The following is a 15,970-nucleotide window of genomic DNA, read 5'->3' on the forward strand; positions in this document are numbered from 1 at the left end:
GTGGGTAAGTCGCGTCAGGGTGTCGCGTCAGGGGGTTGCGGCCTGGGCGCCCGCGTCGAAGCCGGCCGGAATCTCGAAGATCTTTCCGTCGAACCCGGCGCGGTAGAGATGCCCGGCCGCGAAACCGGAATTGCCACGCCCGTAGGTCAACACACTCGACGCTTGCAGTCCGCTGGTGAGCGAGCAGTACTGGCCGGGTCCGTCGATCCGCCACACCTCACCACTGATGTCCGTGGGAACAATTGCGCGATCTCGCGAGTCCAAGGTCAAACCATCTGGGGCAGAAAAGGTTTCGAAACCACCGAGATCGACCAACGACTCCGAATATCCCGGATTGTCCACGGAGATGCGGCTGACACCCGGGTTTGCGAACGTGCGCGAAACGTAGAGCCAGCGATTATCGGCGCTCAGGGCAGCGCCGTTTGCACTCGGGAAGGTTGCCCACGCCGGGTCGACGGAACCATTCGGGCTGACCTTTCCGATCAGCGAACCGAAATCGTTGGTGGCGTAGATTGTCCCGTCGTGCGCGACGGCAAGGCCGTTTGCAGCGCTCAGACCACCGGCTATCGGCGTCACGGCGCCCGAGTTCACGTCCACCCGCGCGACCGACGCAGCACGCGTCAGATCGCCGATCAGCACGCCGGCGTTTGCTCCGGTACCCACCAGCAGTGAACCGTCCGTGCTCCACGCGAGTGCGCCCGCACCGCCGGGAACCGTCGCGATCGGAACTGCGGCCTGACCAGGCCCGTCGACGCGGAAGATCCGCCCACTCACCAGGTCGGTCGTATACAGGCGCCCTTGCCCGTCCACCGTGACACCCTCGAGGGCCGCACCCGGAATCTGGGCGCTGAGTATGGCGGGTGACGATCCAGGGCAAGGCGGAGCGGCGGCGGCACCGGACACGCCCAGAGCCAGAAGCGAACCGGCAACAAGAGCACCGGTGATACCTACCCGAATACCGCGATCGAAGATCCTGGTGCGCATCTGCGCAACGCTAGACCTTCGGCCCGATTTCGCCTAGAGCGACCGAAGGAAAGAGATCAAAAGTTCATTGACCTCGGCAGCGTGTTCTTGTTGTACGAAGTGCCCCGCACCGCCGAGGAGATGTACACCCCGCAGGTCGGGGACGGTGTCCTTCATTCGGTCCAATGCCTTGGGACCGCTCATCGCGATGACCGGGTCTTCCGCGCCCGCAACGAAGAGCGTCGGGACCTCGATGTGCGCTCCGTCCAGATCCGCGCTGCGTTCCCAATTGGCGTCATACGCTCGGTACCAGTTCAAGCCACCGGTGAAACCTGTTGCAGTAAAGGCCTTTACATAGGCATCCAAATCATCCTCGGTGAACCACGACCACGGCAACGCCGGCGCCTCGGGAAGTACGTCGAGATAGCCGTTTCCTTCGGAGGGGTTCTTCCACACATCGAGGTACCGGTAAGCCCCGGACAAGGCGTGGAAGAGCCGCTGAAGGAATTCACGTGGACGGGCGTCGAGTTCGCGCTCCGCAACACCCGGTTCCTGAAAATAGTGAATGTGCAGAAAGTGCTTTCGCGCCAAGGCGGCGTAGATCGTCGAGGGCTTGGCCGGGAATCTGTCCGGCGCATAGGGAACCGCCAAGGAGACCAGTCCCGCAACGCGATCGGGGTGACGAAGCGCTGTCGTCCACGCGACCGGAGCGCCGAAATCGTGTCCGACGAACACCGCTTTGTCGATTCCGAGAGCGTCGAGTAGGTCGATCAGCCGGTTAGCGACGGCGTCGTTGGTGTAATCCTCGATCGCGTCGGGGCGGGTAGTGCCGCCGTAACCGGGCATGTCGAGTGCAATCGACCGAAAACCCGCTTCCGCCAACGCTGCCGACTGATGGCGATAGCTGTATCCGAGGCCGGGAAAGCCGTGGCACATGACCACAGCTGTCCCCGAACCGGAATCGTCGATCTGCCAACAGAATCCGTCGACGTCGATCGTCTTGACCGTCATGTCAGGCGGTGATCATGTCTTCCTGGTTCCAGAATGCGCGCATCGACAGGATCCTTCCGTCGTCGTCGAAGGTCATGACGTCGATGGGTGCGATGGTCAGGGTCTGCTCGCCGAGCTTGGTGATCAGCGAGAAGTGGAATGCCGCTTCGTTTCCGGCGATGCGGAGGGTCTGAAGGTGAGCTTCCTGGTCGAAATTCTCGATCACTGAATAGAACTCGAGAATGGACTCGCGGGTGGTGCGCACGTCGGTACCAACCGGGTCTTCAACCGTCGCACCCTCTGCGTACAGGGCCACAACCTGGGCAGCAGTGCCCGTCGCAACGGTCTCGATGTAGGCGTCGACGGTCTTGCGGATTACCTCTGCGGACGGTGCCATGGTCTACCCCTCGTAGTTAGAACAGGTTCTAATTCTGAGGATAACCTACGACTCTGTTCCACGGGTCAGCTTTCGAGCACCTTGCGCAGGCGAGCCTTCTTCCGGTTCTCCCGCACGATCCAGACGACATCGGTGTCGTCCGACGCCCCCAGGGAGACGAATGCCGGCAGGGCATTCTCCGGATCCGCCGCAACCGCGACACTCCAGCAGTATCCGAGCGCCTGCCGGAGAGTCCGTGTGTCGGCCTCGCGACGAGAAGCAGCTGGTTGCGAGACGATCCACTCGGTAGCGTCTCGGCACACCTGAACGGCCAGCGCAGCGTTGGTCTTGTCCTTCAGCAACCGTGGCTCGCAGATCCCCGCAGCCGCTGCGCGCAGCGTCAATGGATGAGCGGAGCGTGACCACTGCTCGATGATCGCCCGCAATAATTGCGGATCCGTGTCGCCTATCGCCTGAACGGCCATCGCGGCAGCTTCACGTGCACGCCACGACGCACTGGTGGTCGCCTCCGTGAGACTGTTCAGAACAGCCTTGTCGCGTGAACGAACAAGGATGAATCCGAGCCCGACGATCCCACAGCAGCGGATGTATTCGTCCTCGGACTCCGCCGCCAGCAGGATGTCGTCGTCATCGGCGCCGCGCGCGAACTCGAGCATCAGCCCAAGGTTCGCGCGCGGGCCGGGCAGTCCTGAACGCTCCGTCAGGTAACTCCACAGTTCGTCACCGTCCAGATCCGCGAACGTCATGGGAGTCCTGCTTTCTCGAGTGCGGGTGCACCCATCATTTCACCGAAAGCCCTCTCACGACGGAAGTTCGAAGCTCACTTGCTTCCGTCGTCGCGCATAGAGGAATCCACCGACAAACGCGAGCACCAGCACCCCGGTCATCACCACGGCCAGAATGTTGCCGCCCAGTAGGAGCGGAAGGTTTCCGGCAATGGCGATCGCGAATCCGATCAGCCCGACAAGGCCCAAGCTCGGGGCAAGTTTGGTGTGCCAGAATCGCTGATCGACCTTCGTACGATGAAAGAAGACGAGCACCGCAAGGCACGTGAGCAACATGAGAGCCACAATCCCCACCGTTGCAACGCCGGCGAACCACGCGAAGATCTGTGTCACCGGATCCAGACCGATGACGATGCAAGCTCCGAGAAGTACCAGAGCACAGCAGGATTGCACCACTGACGCGATGTGCGGCGAACCATGCACGCGGTGCGTCCGCCCACCTGCGCCCGGCAGAACGCCGGTGTTCGACAGAACGAAGATGTATCTGGCCAAGACATTGTGGAGAGACAGAACTGCGGCAAAGAGACTGGACACCAACAGAATTTGAATCAGGTGGGCTGTCACCGTTCCGGCAAAGTCGGTGGCAGTGGTGATCAGCATGCCGTCGGGGTCAGTACCCGCAATGTCCACTGCACCCTTGTCGCCCCAGGCTGTCACAACCGCCCAACTGGAGAGAGCGTAGAAGCCGCCGATGAGGATCAAGGCGGCGTATGTCGCTCGCGGGATAGTCCGCGCGGGATCCTTCGCTTCGTCACGGAAGATCGCCGTCGACTCGAACCCGATGTAACCGGCAAGCGCGAATACCAATGCGACGCCGGGGGATCCGGAGAATATTTCCGACGGAGAGAACATTGCTGTCGACGGGCCTTCCGGACCACCGTCGGCGACGATGAAAGCGTCGAGTACGACTACGATCCCGACCTCTGCGATCAACAGGATGCCGAGCACCTTGCCCGACAATTCGATATGACGAAATCCGAGGACGGCTACCAGAGCCAACGAGGCGAGCGAGAAGATCCACCACGGCACCTCCGGACCACCGTAGGAGGTGATCAACGAACTCATTGCCGGGCCGAGGTAGCCGTATACGGCCAATTGCACTGTGCTGTAACTGACGAGGGCCAACATCGCACTGCCGACGCCGGCACCACGGCCGAGACCATGTCCGATGTAGAGATAGAACGCTCCGGTTCCCGGGATGTAACGCGACATCGCGGTGAACCCGACGGCGAAGAGCAGAAGTACACCGGTTGTCACGGCGAAGGTCATGGGGAAGCCCGCACCGTTGCCACCGGAAATACCCAGCGGCACAAGACCACTGATCACAGTCAGGGGAGCAGCTGCGGCAACGACCATGAGGACTATCGAGCCGGTACCCAGCGAGCCTCGAAGAGTTCGGTCATCGCCGGATGCATCACGTGAAGCATTGACGGAAGTATGGGTCATACGAGCGATGTTAGAACCATTGAAGTCGATTCGGGACCCAATTCACAAAACTTTTACTTGCGAAAAACGGGACGAACCGTCTGTTCGTCGCGCTCCCGTCAGCCTTCTTCCTGCAGCGCCAAGCGTTTGAGCTCGTCTTTTGCGTGCAGAATGTGACGTTCCATTGCCTCCGCCGCGCGAGCGCTGTCGCCCCGCTTGATCGCCTCGAAGATTTCCTTGTGCTCCACCCTCGAAGCCTCGACCTGGTCTTCGAACACGAGATGATCGACGGGGACGAACATTTCGCCGCGAGCCTCGACCACAGCGGCCTCCAACCTGCTGTTTCCCGCCGCTCTGGCGATACCGCCGTGGAACCTGGCGTCACAAGCCCGGAACGATCCCCGACTTCCGGAAACCCCCAATTGCTCAATGGATTCGAGCAACTCGAGAAGATGACGATCGGTTCGCCGGACCGCCGCGAGGCTTGCCGTGCGCATTTCCAACCCGATACGGAGGTCGACGATCTCGTCGATGTCTGCTTCTCGCGCTTTCAACTGGCCAACCCAGTCTTCATAAGGCCTGGTCAACTCCGAAACGAACGATCCGCCCGTGGCTCCTCGCCGCACCTCGATGTATCCCATCGCCTGAAGGATTCGGACCGCTTCTCGCACACTGACTCGACCGACTTCGAGTTGCTGAGACAGTTCACGCTCGGACGGCAGGCGATCACCGGGGCTGAGCGCGCCGCTGTGAATGAGCAGTCGCAAGCGTCGAGCGATATCCTCCCCCAACGTCGGTGCACTGACCATGAATTCGATGGCCGGCAGCTTGTCGATCTGCACGTCTCGTACCCCCTACTCGGTGCCTGGACCGACTCTTCAGCTTCGTCCTCGTACGCTTCGTCACGGGCTGCAAAATCGAACGCGCCATTCGCAACTGTCCTTGAATAGATACAGCAGCGCGCGGCACTTCGAACCCGTTACTCCAACTTTACAAGCCAAACCCTAGCGAAAAGCCATTCAATGGTTCTATGCTCGCCCCTATGACCCAATTCACGATGACGGCGGAGGCACTCCCCGCCATGCCCCTGATCGGAGTCACCGGCCGCGTCGACCGAGGCGGGCCGTCACTACCGAACGTCGTCGGCGACGCATTGATGGAAATGTTCTTCACCGATTTTCCGTCGAAGATCCGCGCCGCCGGTGGTCAACCGATCCTGCTGAGCATCCACAGTGATCCGCGCCGAATCGTCGAGCATCTCGACGCCCTCGTCCTCAGCGGTGGTTCCGACGTGGACCCCAGGCGATACGGCCGCACCCCCGGACCAAACTCCTCGATGATCGACCCCGCTCGGGACGAATTCGAGTTCGCCCTGGTCGATGCAGCCTGGGAAATCGGACTGCCGATCCTGGGTGTATGTCGAGGACACCAGGTCGTCAACGTCGCCCGCGGGGGCACTCTGATTGCCGACCTTCCGACCGACGCCGGTGAGGCGCACAGCTTCTTCGGCTATCCGCGTTCCTACCGACCACAACAGGTCGCCCTTGAATCCGGCTCCATCCCATACAGTCTGTACGGCAACAGCATTCACGTGAACAGCCTTCACCACCAAGCAGTGGATGCCCCGGGGAACGGACTCCGGATCGTCGGACGCGCGCTCGACGGCGTCGCCGAAGCCATCCAGGCCGACGATCGCCCCGTGGTGGGCGTGCAGTGGCACCCCGAATTCTTCGTCGAAATCGACCCGCTCTTCTCGTGGCTCGTCGACGCTGCAACCTCCCGTCGGACCAATTCTTCTCACCAGATCGATCATCACAGAATGGAAGACAACAATGTCACGTACGCATGAGAACAAGGTTGCCCTGATCACCGGTGCAGGCTCCGGAATCGGCCGCGGCATCGCGCTGCGCCTCGCCTCCGACGGTGCCCGCGTCGCGGTCGTGGACCTTCACATCGAAAGTGCAAAGGAGACCGTCGCACTTATCGAATCGCAGTACGGCACACCCGCGCTCGCCCTTGAGGCCGATGTGCGCGACCGCGCCGCCGTGAGCGCCGCTTTCGAAGCCACCGTCGCCGAATGGGGACGCTTCGACTACCTCGTCAACAACGCCGGCCTGATCACGATGAGTTCTCTCGAGAACCTCACCGACGAAGAGTGGGACCTCGTCCTCGACGTCAATCTCAAGGGCATGTTCATCGTCACGCAGATCGCCACCCCGTACTTCCGCGACGGCAACAGCGGCGCTGTGGTGAACTTGTCGACGGTGGAAGCGGACGTGGTCGTGTCCTCCCAGGGCTTCGCACAGGTCCACTACAACGCGTCGAAGGGTGGAGTGAAGATGCTGACGAAGGCTCTGGCCGTCGAACTCTCGCGGTACAACGTACGAGTCAACGCGATCGCCCCCGGGCCGGTCCCCACCGCCTTCCTGCCTGGCATCGACGTCTCCTCCGGCGAAGTTCTCGACTTCATGAAGTCCAGGCTCCTGGTGCCGCGCGTCGGCCGCCCCGAGGACATGGGTGCTGCAGTCTCCTTCCTGCTCTCCGACGACGCCTCCTACATCAGTGGAGTCCAGCTGCCCGTCGACGGCGGATGGCTTGCCCGATGAAAGGCCGGCTCACCACGGCCGAGCTCGCCGAGTCCGACATCGACACCGTCCTCATCGCCGGTATCGACCTCTACGGACGGTTGATCGGCAAACGAGTCCCGACGCGAATTTTCCTCGCGAACATCGACGAGGGTCTGCATGTGTGCACCTGTGTGTATGCCTGGGATGCCAGCCAACGCATGGACAAACTCGTTGTCGACTACGCCGGCGGACACACCGGCTGGCATGACTTCCGCCTGCAACCTGACCTGGGAACACTGCGACGCGCGTCGTGGCTCGAGTCCACTGCCATCGTCATCGCTGACTCGGTCGACGAACATACCGGCGAGATGGTCCCGATCGCACCGCGCACGATCCTGCGCAAACAGATCGACAAGCTCGAAGCTGACGGCCACACCGTCTACGCGGCAACGGAACTCGAGTTCCACCTCTACCGAGGTACCCCCGACGCATTGCGGCGCAGCGGCTATCGGGATCTCGAACCCACCACCCTGGTGCCCTCGGATTACACCATCACCGCCGGCAACGCGATGGAACCTTTCTTCCGCAAGGTACGAACCGCGTTGGAGGAGAGCGCGATTCCCGTGGAGGTCTCTCAGGTCGAATACGGCCTGGGCCAGTGGGAGATCAACCTCGAATACGGAACCGCCCTCGAGATGGCCGACCGCCATGTGCTATTCAAGCAGGTCGTCCACGACGTCGCTGCGGCAGAAGGGCTCACTGCTACCTTCATGGCACGTCCGAGCACCGACGGCATGGGCTCGTCGTGTCATATTCACGCGTCCATGCGGAGCGACGACACCTTCCCATTCCACGACGAAAGCGCAGAAAACACCGCGAGCGCCGAACTGCTGCACGCCGTCGGCGGAGTTCTCGAGCACTGCCCGGAACTCATGCTGTTCTACACGCCGACCATCAACTCGATGCGCCGCACCAGAGCCAGCCACGATTTCTCGGGGAACGGCTTGACCTGGGGTTTCGACAACAGGACTACCACCTGCCGACTCATCACCGGTGCACCGTCCGCCAACCGTCTCGAAATGAGACTGCCAGGGGCGGACGCAAATCCGTATCTCGCACTCGCCGCCGTTCTGGCGTCGATGAACGACGGTCTGACACGAAAGCTCGATCCCGGCGCACCGGTACGACGCGACGGGTACAGCGACACAGACACACTCGAGAAGGTGAAGCAACAACCGCTGCCCGGCACACTGGACGAAGCGGCGCGTGCGCTCGAGGCCAGTGAGTTCGCACTCGCGGCGTTCGGCGCCGAGGTCGTATCGCACTATGCGGCGGTCGCCAAGGACGAATGGGATTCCTTCATGTCCGCGGTCACCGACTGGGAACGCGAACGCTACCTCGACAACATCTGACCTACAAACGATTTCGCCACGAAGGACAGTCATGACCACTTCATGCTCACTCGTGCCCCAGAACAACACGATCGACGGAAACGTCGAAACACCGGCTATCGACCTCGGCGAATTTCTCACCGATCCCGACACCGGAGAGAAACTGCAAGCCCAACTCTCGTCCTCCACCGAACAGGTGGAGAGGGCGATCACCGCCGCGACAGAACTTCACCGATCGGGTGTCTGGACCCGTCGATCGGTCGCCGACCGGGTGCGCCTACTCGAGAGAACGGCTGAACTTGTCGAAGAACGGACTGCGGCGATCGCTCGTGAGGACTCCAAGAACAACGGCCTTCCGCTTTCGATCAGCACACTTTTCGCCGGCGGACTTCCCGATCTGTTCCGCAGTGCTGCAACGCATCTGAAGAACTCCTCCGGGTTCGAGCAGCTGGCGTCAGGTGCACAATTACATCGGCTGGCGTGGGGCCCGACCGCTGTGATCGCACCGTGGAACGCACCGAGCTTCATCACCGCCAAGAAGACCGCATTCGCTTTGGCCGCAGGTGCTCCGGTCATCGCCAAGCCCTCCAACTGGGCTCCGTCAGGACCCAACGTGCTTGCCGAGGCGATCTCACGTGCCATCGCCGAAGTCGACGCGCCGAAAGCTCTGTTTCAACTCGTTCACGGAGGCGGGGACGTCGGGCATCTACTGGCCTCCGATCGACGAATCCGAGCACTGGCGTTCACCGGCGGCCGAGCGGCCGGTAGTTCCATCGCCACTGCAGCTTCTACCGATTTCAAGGCTCTTCAACTCGAGCTCGGCAGCAACAACCCCGTGATCATCCGCGCCGACGCCGACATCGATCTGACTGCCACCGCACTCGTCGACGGGTTCACCAAACTTAACGGGCAATGGTGTGAGAGTCCGGGAAGCGTCTTCGTGCCGCCGCACCTTCACGACCGGCTTGTCGACGCAATACTCGACCGCACGGCCGAAATCGCACTCGGCCGAACCGATGACGCCAACACCACGATGGGTCCGCAGGCGAACGAGCCTCAACTCCAACGGATGCGGGATACCGTCGAGTTCCTCCGTGGCGTGGGCGGCACGGCCGTCTCGAGCACCCCCGTGCCTGACGATTCCGGATGGTTCTTCCCACCGACAGTGGTGCACGGAATCTCGTCGGAGCAGACCAAATCGGAGACCTTCGGGCCGATCCTGACGGTGCACCGAGCATCAACCGACGAGGAAGCTCTGCTCGAGGCCAACGCTCTCGATACCGGCCTGGCCGGATACGTGTTCGGCGCCGACGTCGACGCCGCTCGTGAACTTGCGACCCGAATCGATTGCGGTGAGAACAAGATCAACAGCACCAGCCTCCTGGACCTAGACGACCACTCGACCCAGAGTTTCTGGGGCGGAAGCGGTATCGGCGCACACGGCGACGCAGAGCTTCTCGACTTCTTCCGGGGATCGAGAATCATCGGGGTCGATGCGCCCGGACTTCCTCTCTAGGCGGAGGAGGTCGAGGAAATGGGTGAAGCGGCTCGGGTGGGCACCGATACGAGTCGGGTGGGCACCATGGTGGTCGAATGCCACGATACCGCGGCGGTTCTCGCACGTATTTCGTCGCTGGGGTGGAAGCTCGGCGTCGAGGTCGTCAGCCTGTCTACGTGGGTGTCCGTGACATCGCCGGGAGTCACCGGAATGTCGATCGCGTACCGTTGCCCGGCAACGATCTCCGACGCCATGTTGATCAAGCGTCTCAACAAGATCATCGGGATAGTTCGCATCAAGACGGACCACGGCCCGTTCGTTCCGGTGACACCGCAGGTCGGCCTACACGTCACCGCGACTTTCCAACGCGTCGATCCGGTGGCGCTGGTGGCGTACCGGCACGGCGCAACTGTGTGCAGTCAGGCGAACAATGTTCTGTCGGTACAACTCACCACCACCCGATCGATCGCGGACACATTCGTATCTGATCTGGCACAGGTCGCAGAGCGTCCGCTGCGGGGTGAGATCTCGCTGCAGGAGATTCATCTTGCATGACGTCGAAGTGCCACCACGGCGATGTGCGGCTACGGACGTTGGCCAGTAGCCGCACATCATCGTGTGATCAGTGAGCAGGGAGAAGGGACGTCTCCTGCTGCACACCGTCTTCTGCGCCGATCTGGACGATGTTTCGCGGCAGGAACACGGCTGCGATCGCGCCGAGAACTGCTGCAGCAGCACCGATCAGGAACGCGATACGCATGCCCTCGTCGGTGTAGAAGACAGCGCCCTCCATCGCCATCGCGATGTGCGAGTTCAAGACCGTGAAGGCGATGACGGGAAGCACTGCGGGGAAGATGCTCTGGAAGACCGCAACCATGCTCGCCGTGGTTGCCTGCAACTGCGGCGGCACTGCCTCGATGAGCAGGTTCGGGATGGAGGCGTAGCCCATACCCATACCGACACCGAAGATTCCGGCAAAGATGATGAGCAGAGGCTTGTTGTCGTGAATGGTTGCCGTCAACGTGAATCCGACTGCCATGAGGATCATTCCGATGATCATCAGCAGACGGGGCCGGATGTTGCGCCCCACGAGGAAGCCCACGATCAAACCACCGACCACCACCATGCCGCCAAGGGGCGCCTGGAAGATCGCGAATCCCTCTGCCGTCACGCCGAATCCGTATCCCAGGCCGAGAACTGCGGGGGTCATCACCATCATCGGCAGCAAAATCGTGAAGACTCCCGATGCGCCGTAGCAGAAACCGGCACCGACGGCGGTGAGCATCACCGAACGCTTGCCGAAGTAGCGCAGGTCGATCAAGGGCTCGCGGATGGCTCGGGCAGAGGCAACCCAAGCCACCAACAGTGCGACGCCGCCGATCAGGTAGGCCAGTGTCGAACCGTTCTTCCAGCCCCAGGTCGGGCCGAAGCTGACGCCGATCAGAATTCCGGCGATGCCCGATCCGAGCAGTACCGCGCCGATCAGGTCCAGCGAAGAGCGAAGTCGGACAGTCGATTCCGCCGTCGAAGCGAAGATCATGCCGCCGAGGAGAACCAGCCCGACGACAAAGAACCAGAAGATGCTCCGGAACCCGTGGTTGTCGATCAACCAACCGGAGACGAACGGCGCCGGAATCGCGATCAGACCCATACCGGAAGTCGCGATACTGACTGCCAGCGCAACAGTTTTCGGCGGGAAGACATCTCGAATGAGGGAGTAGCTCAGGAAGAGGCAGGGAACGAGAAGACCCGTCAATGACCGGCCCAGAATCAGGACGGCATAGCTCGGCGCAACCGCCGAAATGAAGGATCCGACCGCTGCGCCGGCGACCGCCAAGAGCAGGACTTTTCGCTTGCCGTACATGTCGGCGAGCTTTCCGAGCAGAGGAGACGCGACCGCCCCCAGCAGCAAGAACGACGTGAGCAGCCAAGCTCCCTGCGTCGTTTGATAATGCGCCGAGATGGCCGGCAGCGCAGTGGAAATCATCATGTAGCTCACCGCGAGCATCTCGAGAAGTAGAACGATCGACGCCAGAGAGAACACCAGTCGCGGAGTCCAACGCTCCGGTATCGATGTCGGTTCGGGCGCACTAGGAGACGAACCGGAGCTGTGGACGTGAGACGCCATGGCTGGAAGATCCTTTCGGGACACCTACAAATTCGATTGACCCCCTGTCGAATACCGCCGACGGGGGCCTTGCGGGGAAGTGCAGTGGAACGACAGCTACCGCTCTCGGCAACGTGTTACGTGCATCACAGCCCTCACATCGAACACGCGCTACCAAATGTTCCGTGGAGCGGGACATTCAGGACAACGACTGATTGGCGTCACAAACTCGAACCTGGCTTTGGATTATGAGCAACGGCAACGATTTTCGGTTCGAACTTGAACGTGGAGCCATTCCCATCTTCGAAATACCGACCACCCCGTACTTGACGATCCCGCCTTTGAGGTTCCCCCCTCGGTGTCAACGTCGGGAATCATCCCCCAGAAACGACTGTGCGAAGGCCCTACAGAACTATGTTCACCATCTTGCCCGGCACAACGATCACCTTGCGGGGTGCGTTGCCCTCGAGCAGAGCGACGATCTTCTCATCGGCCAGCGCGATCTCTTCGACAGCCTTGCGATCGGCATCCGCCGGGACGCTGATGCGGCTACGAACCTTGCCGTTGACCTGGATCGGGTACTCGACGGTATCCTCGACGAGCCACTTCTCCTCGACAGCGGGGAAGGGTCCGTGCGCAAGGGATTCCGTGTGACCCAGACGCGACCACAGCTCTTCCGCGAGGTGCGGCGCCAGGGGAGCGAGCATCAGCACCAGCGGCTCGACAGCAGCACGCGGCGCACCGCCCGGGAACGCCTTGGTGAGGTGGTTGTTGTACTCGATCAGCTTCGCGGCGGCCGTGTTGTCGCGCAGCGCCGTGTAATCCTCGATGACACCGGAAATCGCCTTGTTGAGCGCACGCATAGTCTCTTCACCAGGAGCTTCGTCGGTGACACGGGGCTTGCCGGTCTCCTCGTCGATGACGACGCGCCACACTCGCTGCAGGAATCGCGCAGCACCGACGACGTCCTTGGTTGCCCACGGACGCGAGGTGTCCAGCGGACCCATCGACATCTCGTACACACGCAGAGTGTCTGCACCGAACTCGGCGCAGATCTCGTCCGGCGCAACGGCATTCTTCAGGCTCTTGCCCATCTTGCCGTACTCGCGGTTGACCTCGGCGCCTTCGTAGAAGAACTTGCCGTCACGCTCGACGACCTCCTCTGCCGGCACGTAGACGCCGCGGGCGTCGGTGTACGCGAATGCCTGGATGTAGCCCTGGTTGTACAGGCGGCGGTACGGCTCGCTCGAGGACACGTAGCCCAGGTCGAACAGAACCTTGTGCCAGAAGCGCGAGTACAGCAGGTGCAGCACTGCGTGCTCGACGCCGCCGACGTACAGGTCGACTCCACCGGGATCGTTGGGGCCGTGCAGTTCCGGACGCGGGCCCGTCCAGTACGCCTCGTTCTGCGGGTCGCAGAAGGCGTCCTGGTTGGTGGGGTCGATGTAGCGCAGCTGGTACCACGAGCTACCTGCCCACTGCGGCATGACGTTGGTGTCGCGGTGGTAGGTCTGCAGACCGTCACCGAGATCGAGCTCGACGTTGACCCAGTCGGTCGCCTTGTTCAGCGGGGGAGAGGGCTCGGAGTTGGCGTCGTCCGGATCGAAGGACACGGGTGCGTAGTCCTCGACCTCCGGAAGCACCACGGGCAGAGCCGAATCCGGCAGAGCGTGTGCGTTGCCGTCCGCGTCGTAGACGATCGGGAAAGGCTCGCCCCAGTAACGCTGACGCGCGAAAAGCCAGTCGCGCAGCTTGTACTGGATGGTGCCCTTGCCCTGGCCGCTCTCCTCGAGGCGACTGATGACGGTCGCCTTGGCCTCGGCAACGTCCAGCCCGTCGAGGTAGTCGGAGTTCACCAGCGGGCCGTCACCGGAGTACGCAGCCTCCGAAACATTGCCACCGGCAATAACTTCGAGAATATCCAGACCGAACGCGTTCGCGAACTCCCAGTCACGGTGATCGTGTCCCGGAACTGCCATGATCGCACCGGTGCCGTAACCCGTCAGAACGTAGTCGGCGATGAAGATCGGAACCTTGTGTCCGTTGACCGGATTGACGGCGTAGGAACCGAGGAAGACGCCAGTCTTCTCCTTGTTTTCCTGGCGCTCCAGGTCGGTCTTGGCGGCAATCGACTTACGGTATGCAGCAACAGCTTCCGCCGGAGTCGTGGCACCGCCAGTCCAGCGCGCGTCGACACCTTCGGGCCACTCGTCCGCGACGAGCTTGTCCACCAAGTCGTGCTCAGGAGCCAGCGTCACGTAGGTGGCGCCGAACAGCGTGTCCGGACGGGTAGTGAACACATCGACGCCGTACTCGCCTGCAGCAAAGGTAACTTCGGCACCGTACGAGCGTCCGATCCAGTTGCGCTGCATGGCCTTGACCTTGTCCGGCCAATCCAGGTACTCGAGGTCGTCGACCAGGCGATCGGAGTACGCGGTGATGCGCATCATCCACTGCTGGAGATGCTTACGGAAGACTGGGAAGTTTCCGCGGTCACTACGACCGTCGGCGGTGACTTCCTCGTTGGCCAGGACGGTACCCAAACCGGGGCACCAGTTGACCATCGAATCCGACTGGTAGACAAGGCGGTACGAGTCCAGAACCTTGGCCTTCGCGGCCACGTCCAACGAAGCCCACTCGCGTCCGTCTTCCAGAGCGCGCTCACCGGAATCGAACTCGGCTTCCAACTCGGAGATACGACGCGCCTTGCCGGCTTCCTTGTCGTACCAGGCGCCATGGATCTGCAGGAAGATCCACTGCGTCCAGTGGTAGAAGTCGACATCCGTCGTCGCGAGACTACGACGCTCGTCGTGGCCCAGACCCAGGCGTCGCAGCTGGCGCTTCATGTTGGCGATGTTGGACTCGGTGGTGGTCCGTGGGTGGGTACCCGTCTGCACGGCGTACTGCTCGGCCGGGAGACCGAAGGCGTCGTAACCGAGGGTGTGCAGGACATTGCGGCCCTGCATGCGATGGAAGCGCGCGAAGACGTCCGTAGCGATGTATCCGAGCGGGTGACCGACATGCAGGCCCGAACTCGAGGGGTACGGGAACATGTCCTGCACGAAGAGCTTGTCGGCGGGAACACCGTCGGGCGAGGAGAGCGGACCGACCGGATTGGGCGCGTTGAACGTGCCTTCCTCACTCCAGCGGTCCTGCCAGTGCTGCTCGATCTGGCCGGCGAGCTCCGCGGTGTAGCGGTGCTGCGGAGTTGCGTCGGCTGGTGAATCGGGGGACTGCGGAGACTCGGTCACTGTGGTCGCTATCTACTTGGCTGACGGAAATACCGATAACCAGGGTAGAGCCTGCACGACCCGGGCATACCATCAACTCCACTCGCGCCTATCCTGTATGGGTGATCGTTGTCGCTGTGGTGCTATTCGTGCTCGCTGTCGCCGTCGGTGGAGTTGCTGTCGCCGGACTGATCGGCAAACTCCCGCGCAACCGCTGGGCCGGTGTCCGCACCGAGGATTCCCTGCGGAGCGAGGAGTCGTTCGCCCTCGCCAACAAGGTGGCCGGTCCGACCATGCTCGCGGCCGCCGGAATGTTGGTCATCGGCGGAGTCGCAGCACTGACCATCGGCGGAGTCTTCGGCGTCGCAGTCGCGATCATCGCCGTCGTCGTCGCCGTCCTCACCGCCGGTTTCGGTGGAGGCATCGGTGCCCGTGCTGCCGCCGCACTCCCGCAGCAGAGCGGATGCGGTAACGACTGCAACTGCGGCGGACACTCCGAGCCTGCCGCAGACGAGGCGGTGGCGGAGACCTCCGAGGCCAAGGCGAACGCTGCCGCTTGCGGTACCGCTTCCTGCGGTGCCTGCGCGCTCAAGGATGCTTGCCAGCCGGCTCATTGA

At 62.1% G+C, this 15,970-nt stretch carries 14 protein-coding genes; 6 read left to right on the forward strand and 8 right to left on the reverse strand.

Annotated elements, in window-relative coordinates; genetic code table 11:
- Positions 1 to 27 precede the first annotated feature (27 nt).
- The 6 genes from RHP72_RS29135 to RHP72_RS29160 form a co-directional block, all read right to left on the reverse strand.
- Complete coding sequence (locus RHP72_RS29135; RefSeq protein WP_064688073.1) at positions 28 to 984, reverse strand: SMP-30/gluconolactonase/LRE family protein; 957 nt, start codon at positions 982 to 984, stop codon at positions 28 to 30.
- A 33-nt stretch (positions 985 to 1,017) separates the two neighbouring features.
- On the reverse strand, positions 1,018 to 1,974 hold the full coding sequence (locus tag RHP72_RS29140) for an alpha/beta hydrolase (protein WP_311094154.1): 957 nt from the start codon (positions 1,972 to 1,974) through the stop codon (positions 1,018 to 1,020).
- Position 1,975: 1 nt separating this feature from the next.
- Positions 1,976 to 2,350: a nuclear transport factor 2 family protein gene (locus tag RHP72_RS29145; protein ID WP_311094155.1), complete on the reverse strand. Its 375-nt coding sequence runs from the start codon at positions 2,348 to 2,350 to the stop codon at positions 1,976 to 1,978.
- 65 nt (positions 2,351 to 2,415) lie between these two features.
- Positions 2,416 to 3,096: a hypothetical protein gene (locus tag RHP72_RS29150; protein ID WP_311094156.1), complete on the reverse strand. Its 681-nt coding sequence runs from the start codon at positions 3,094 to 3,096 to the stop codon at positions 2,416 to 2,418.
- 54 nt (positions 3,097 to 3,150) lie between these two features.
- Positions 3,151 to 4,581: an APC family permease gene (locus RHP72_RS29155; RefSeq protein WP_051720950.1), complete on the reverse strand. Its 1,431-nt coding sequence runs from the start codon at positions 4,579 to 4,581 to the stop codon at positions 3,151 to 3,153.
- Positions 4,582 to 4,679: 98 nt separating this feature from the next.
- Entirely contained in the window at positions 4,680 to 5,402 is a 723-nt protein-coding gene (locus RHP72_RS29160; protein WP_021332595.1) for a FadR/GntR family transcriptional regulator, read from the reverse strand.
- Positions 5,403 to 5,602: 200 nt separating this feature from the next.
- On the opposite strand from RHP72_RS29160, the gene RHP72_RS29165 reads away from it, so the two are divergent.
- The 5 genes from RHP72_RS29165 to RHP72_RS29185 are packed head-to-tail and all read left to right on the forward strand — an operon-like array spanning position 5,603 to position 10,571.
- Positions 5,603 to 6,409 (forward strand): gamma-glutamyl-gamma-aminobutyrate hydrolase family protein, encoded by an 807-nt coding sequence (locus RHP72_RS29165; protein ID WP_158656627.1) that lies wholly within the window; start codon positions 5,603 to 5,605, stop codon positions 6,407 to 6,409.
- Positions 6,393 to 7,166 carry an SDR family NAD(P)-dependent oxidoreductase gene (locus RHP72_RS29170; protein WP_021332597.1) on the forward strand — a complete coding sequence of 258 codons (774 nt, stop codon included), beginning with the start codon at positions 6,393 to 6,395 and terminating at the stop codon, positions 7,164 to 7,166. The genes RHP72_RS29165 and RHP72_RS29170 overlap by 17 nt, the downstream gene beginning before the upstream one ends.
- The gene (locus tag RHP72_RS29175; protein ID WP_054781549.1) at positions 7,163 to 8,539 is read left to right on the forward strand and encodes a glutamine synthetase family protein; all 1,377 of its coding nucleotides are present in this window, start codon (positions 7,163 to 7,165) and stop codon (positions 8,537 to 8,539) included. The genes RHP72_RS29170 and RHP72_RS29175 overlap by 4 nt, the downstream gene beginning before the upstream one ends.
- A gap of 31 nt (positions 8,540 to 8,570) precedes the next feature.
- Positions 8,571 to 10,034, forward strand: a complete 1,464-nt coding sequence (locus RHP72_RS29180; RefSeq protein WP_058227435.1) for an aldehyde dehydrogenase — start codon at positions 8,571 to 8,573, stop codon at positions 10,032 to 10,034.
- An 18-nt stretch (positions 10,035 to 10,052) separates the two neighbouring features.
- Positions 10,053 to 10,571 (forward strand): hypothetical protein, encoded by a 519-nt coding sequence (locus RHP72_RS29185; protein WP_007729094.1) that lies wholly within the window; start codon positions 10,053 to 10,055, stop codon positions 10,569 to 10,571.
- A 67-nt stretch (positions 10,572 to 10,638) separates the two neighbouring features.
- Here the strand turns inward: RHP72_RS29185 and RHP72_RS29190 are convergent, their stop codons facing one another.
- Together RHP72_RS29190 and leuS are read right to left on the reverse strand one after the other, a co-directional pair.
- Complete coding sequence (locus RHP72_RS29190) at positions 10,639 to 12,144, reverse strand: MFS transporter (RefSeq protein WP_030537475.1); 1,506 nt, start codon at positions 12,142 to 12,144, stop codon at positions 10,639 to 10,641.
- Between the two features lie 383 nt (positions 12,145 to 12,527).
- Positions 12,528 to 15,374, reverse strand: a complete 2,847-nt coding sequence (gene leuS / locus RHP72_RS29195) for a leucine--tRNA ligase (protein WP_311094157.1) — start codon at positions 15,372 to 15,374, stop codon at positions 12,528 to 12,530.
- 101 nt (positions 15,375 to 15,475) lie between these two features.
- Here leuS and RHP72_RS29200 point away from each other — a divergent pair, with 101 nt between their 5' ends.
- A complete protein-coding gene (locus RHP72_RS29200) occupies positions 15,476 to 15,970 on the forward strand; it encodes an SdpI family protein (RefSeq protein ID WP_311094158.1) in 495 nt (164 codons plus the stop codon).

This window comes from Rhodococcus sp. SG20037 (genome assembly GCF_031763325.1).
GTDB classification, from domain to species: Bacteria; Actinomycetota; Actinomycetes; order Mycobacteriales; family Mycobacteriaceae; genus Rhodococcus_F; species Rhodococcus_F qingshengii.

Excerpts from the sequence above, each read along its gene's own strand:
- RHP72_RS29135 (WP_064688073.1), bottom strand. The coding sequence starts at position 984 with ATGCGCACCAGGATCTTCGATCGCGGTATTCGGGTAGGTATCACCGGT.
- RHP72_RS29140 (WP_311094154.1), bottom strand. The coding sequence starts at position 1,974 with ATGACGGTCAAGACGATCGACGTCGACGGATTCTGTTGGCAGATCGAC.
- RHP72_RS29145 (WP_311094155.1), bottom strand. The coding sequence starts at position 2,350 with ATGGCACCGTCCGCAGAGGTAATCCGCAAGACCGTCGACGCCTACATC.
- RHP72_RS29150 (WP_311094156.1), bottom strand. The coding sequence starts at position 3,096 with ATGACGTTCGCGGATCTGGACGGTGACGAACTGTGGAGTTACCTGACG.
- RHP72_RS29155 (WP_051720950.1), bottom strand. The coding sequence starts at position 4,581 with ATGACCCATACTTCCGTCAATGCTTCACGTGATGCATCCGGCGATGAC.
- RHP72_RS29165 (WP_158656627.1), top strand. The coding sequence starts at position 5,603 with ATGACCCAATTCACGATGACGGCGGAGGCACTCCCCGCCATGCCCCTG.
- RHP72_RS29170 (WP_021332597.1), top strand. The coding sequence starts at position 6,393 with ATGTCACGTACGCATGAGAACAAGGTTGCCCTGATCACCGGTGCAGGC.
- RHP72_RS29175 (WP_054781549.1), top strand. The coding sequence starts at position 7,163 with ATGAAAGGCCGGCTCACCACGGCCGAGCTCGCCGAGTCCGACATCGAC.
- RHP72_RS29180 (WP_058227435.1), top strand. The coding sequence starts at position 8,571 with ATGACCACTTCATGCTCACTCGTGCCCCAGAACAACACGATCGACGGA.
- RHP72_RS29185 (WP_007729094.1), top strand. The coding sequence starts at position 10,053 with ATGGGTGAAGCGGCTCGGGTGGGCACCGATACGAGTCGGGTGGGCACC.
- RHP72_RS29190 (WP_030537475.1), bottom strand. The coding sequence starts at position 12,144 with ATGGCGTCTCACGTCCACAGCTCCGGTTCGTCTCCTAGTGCGCCCGAA.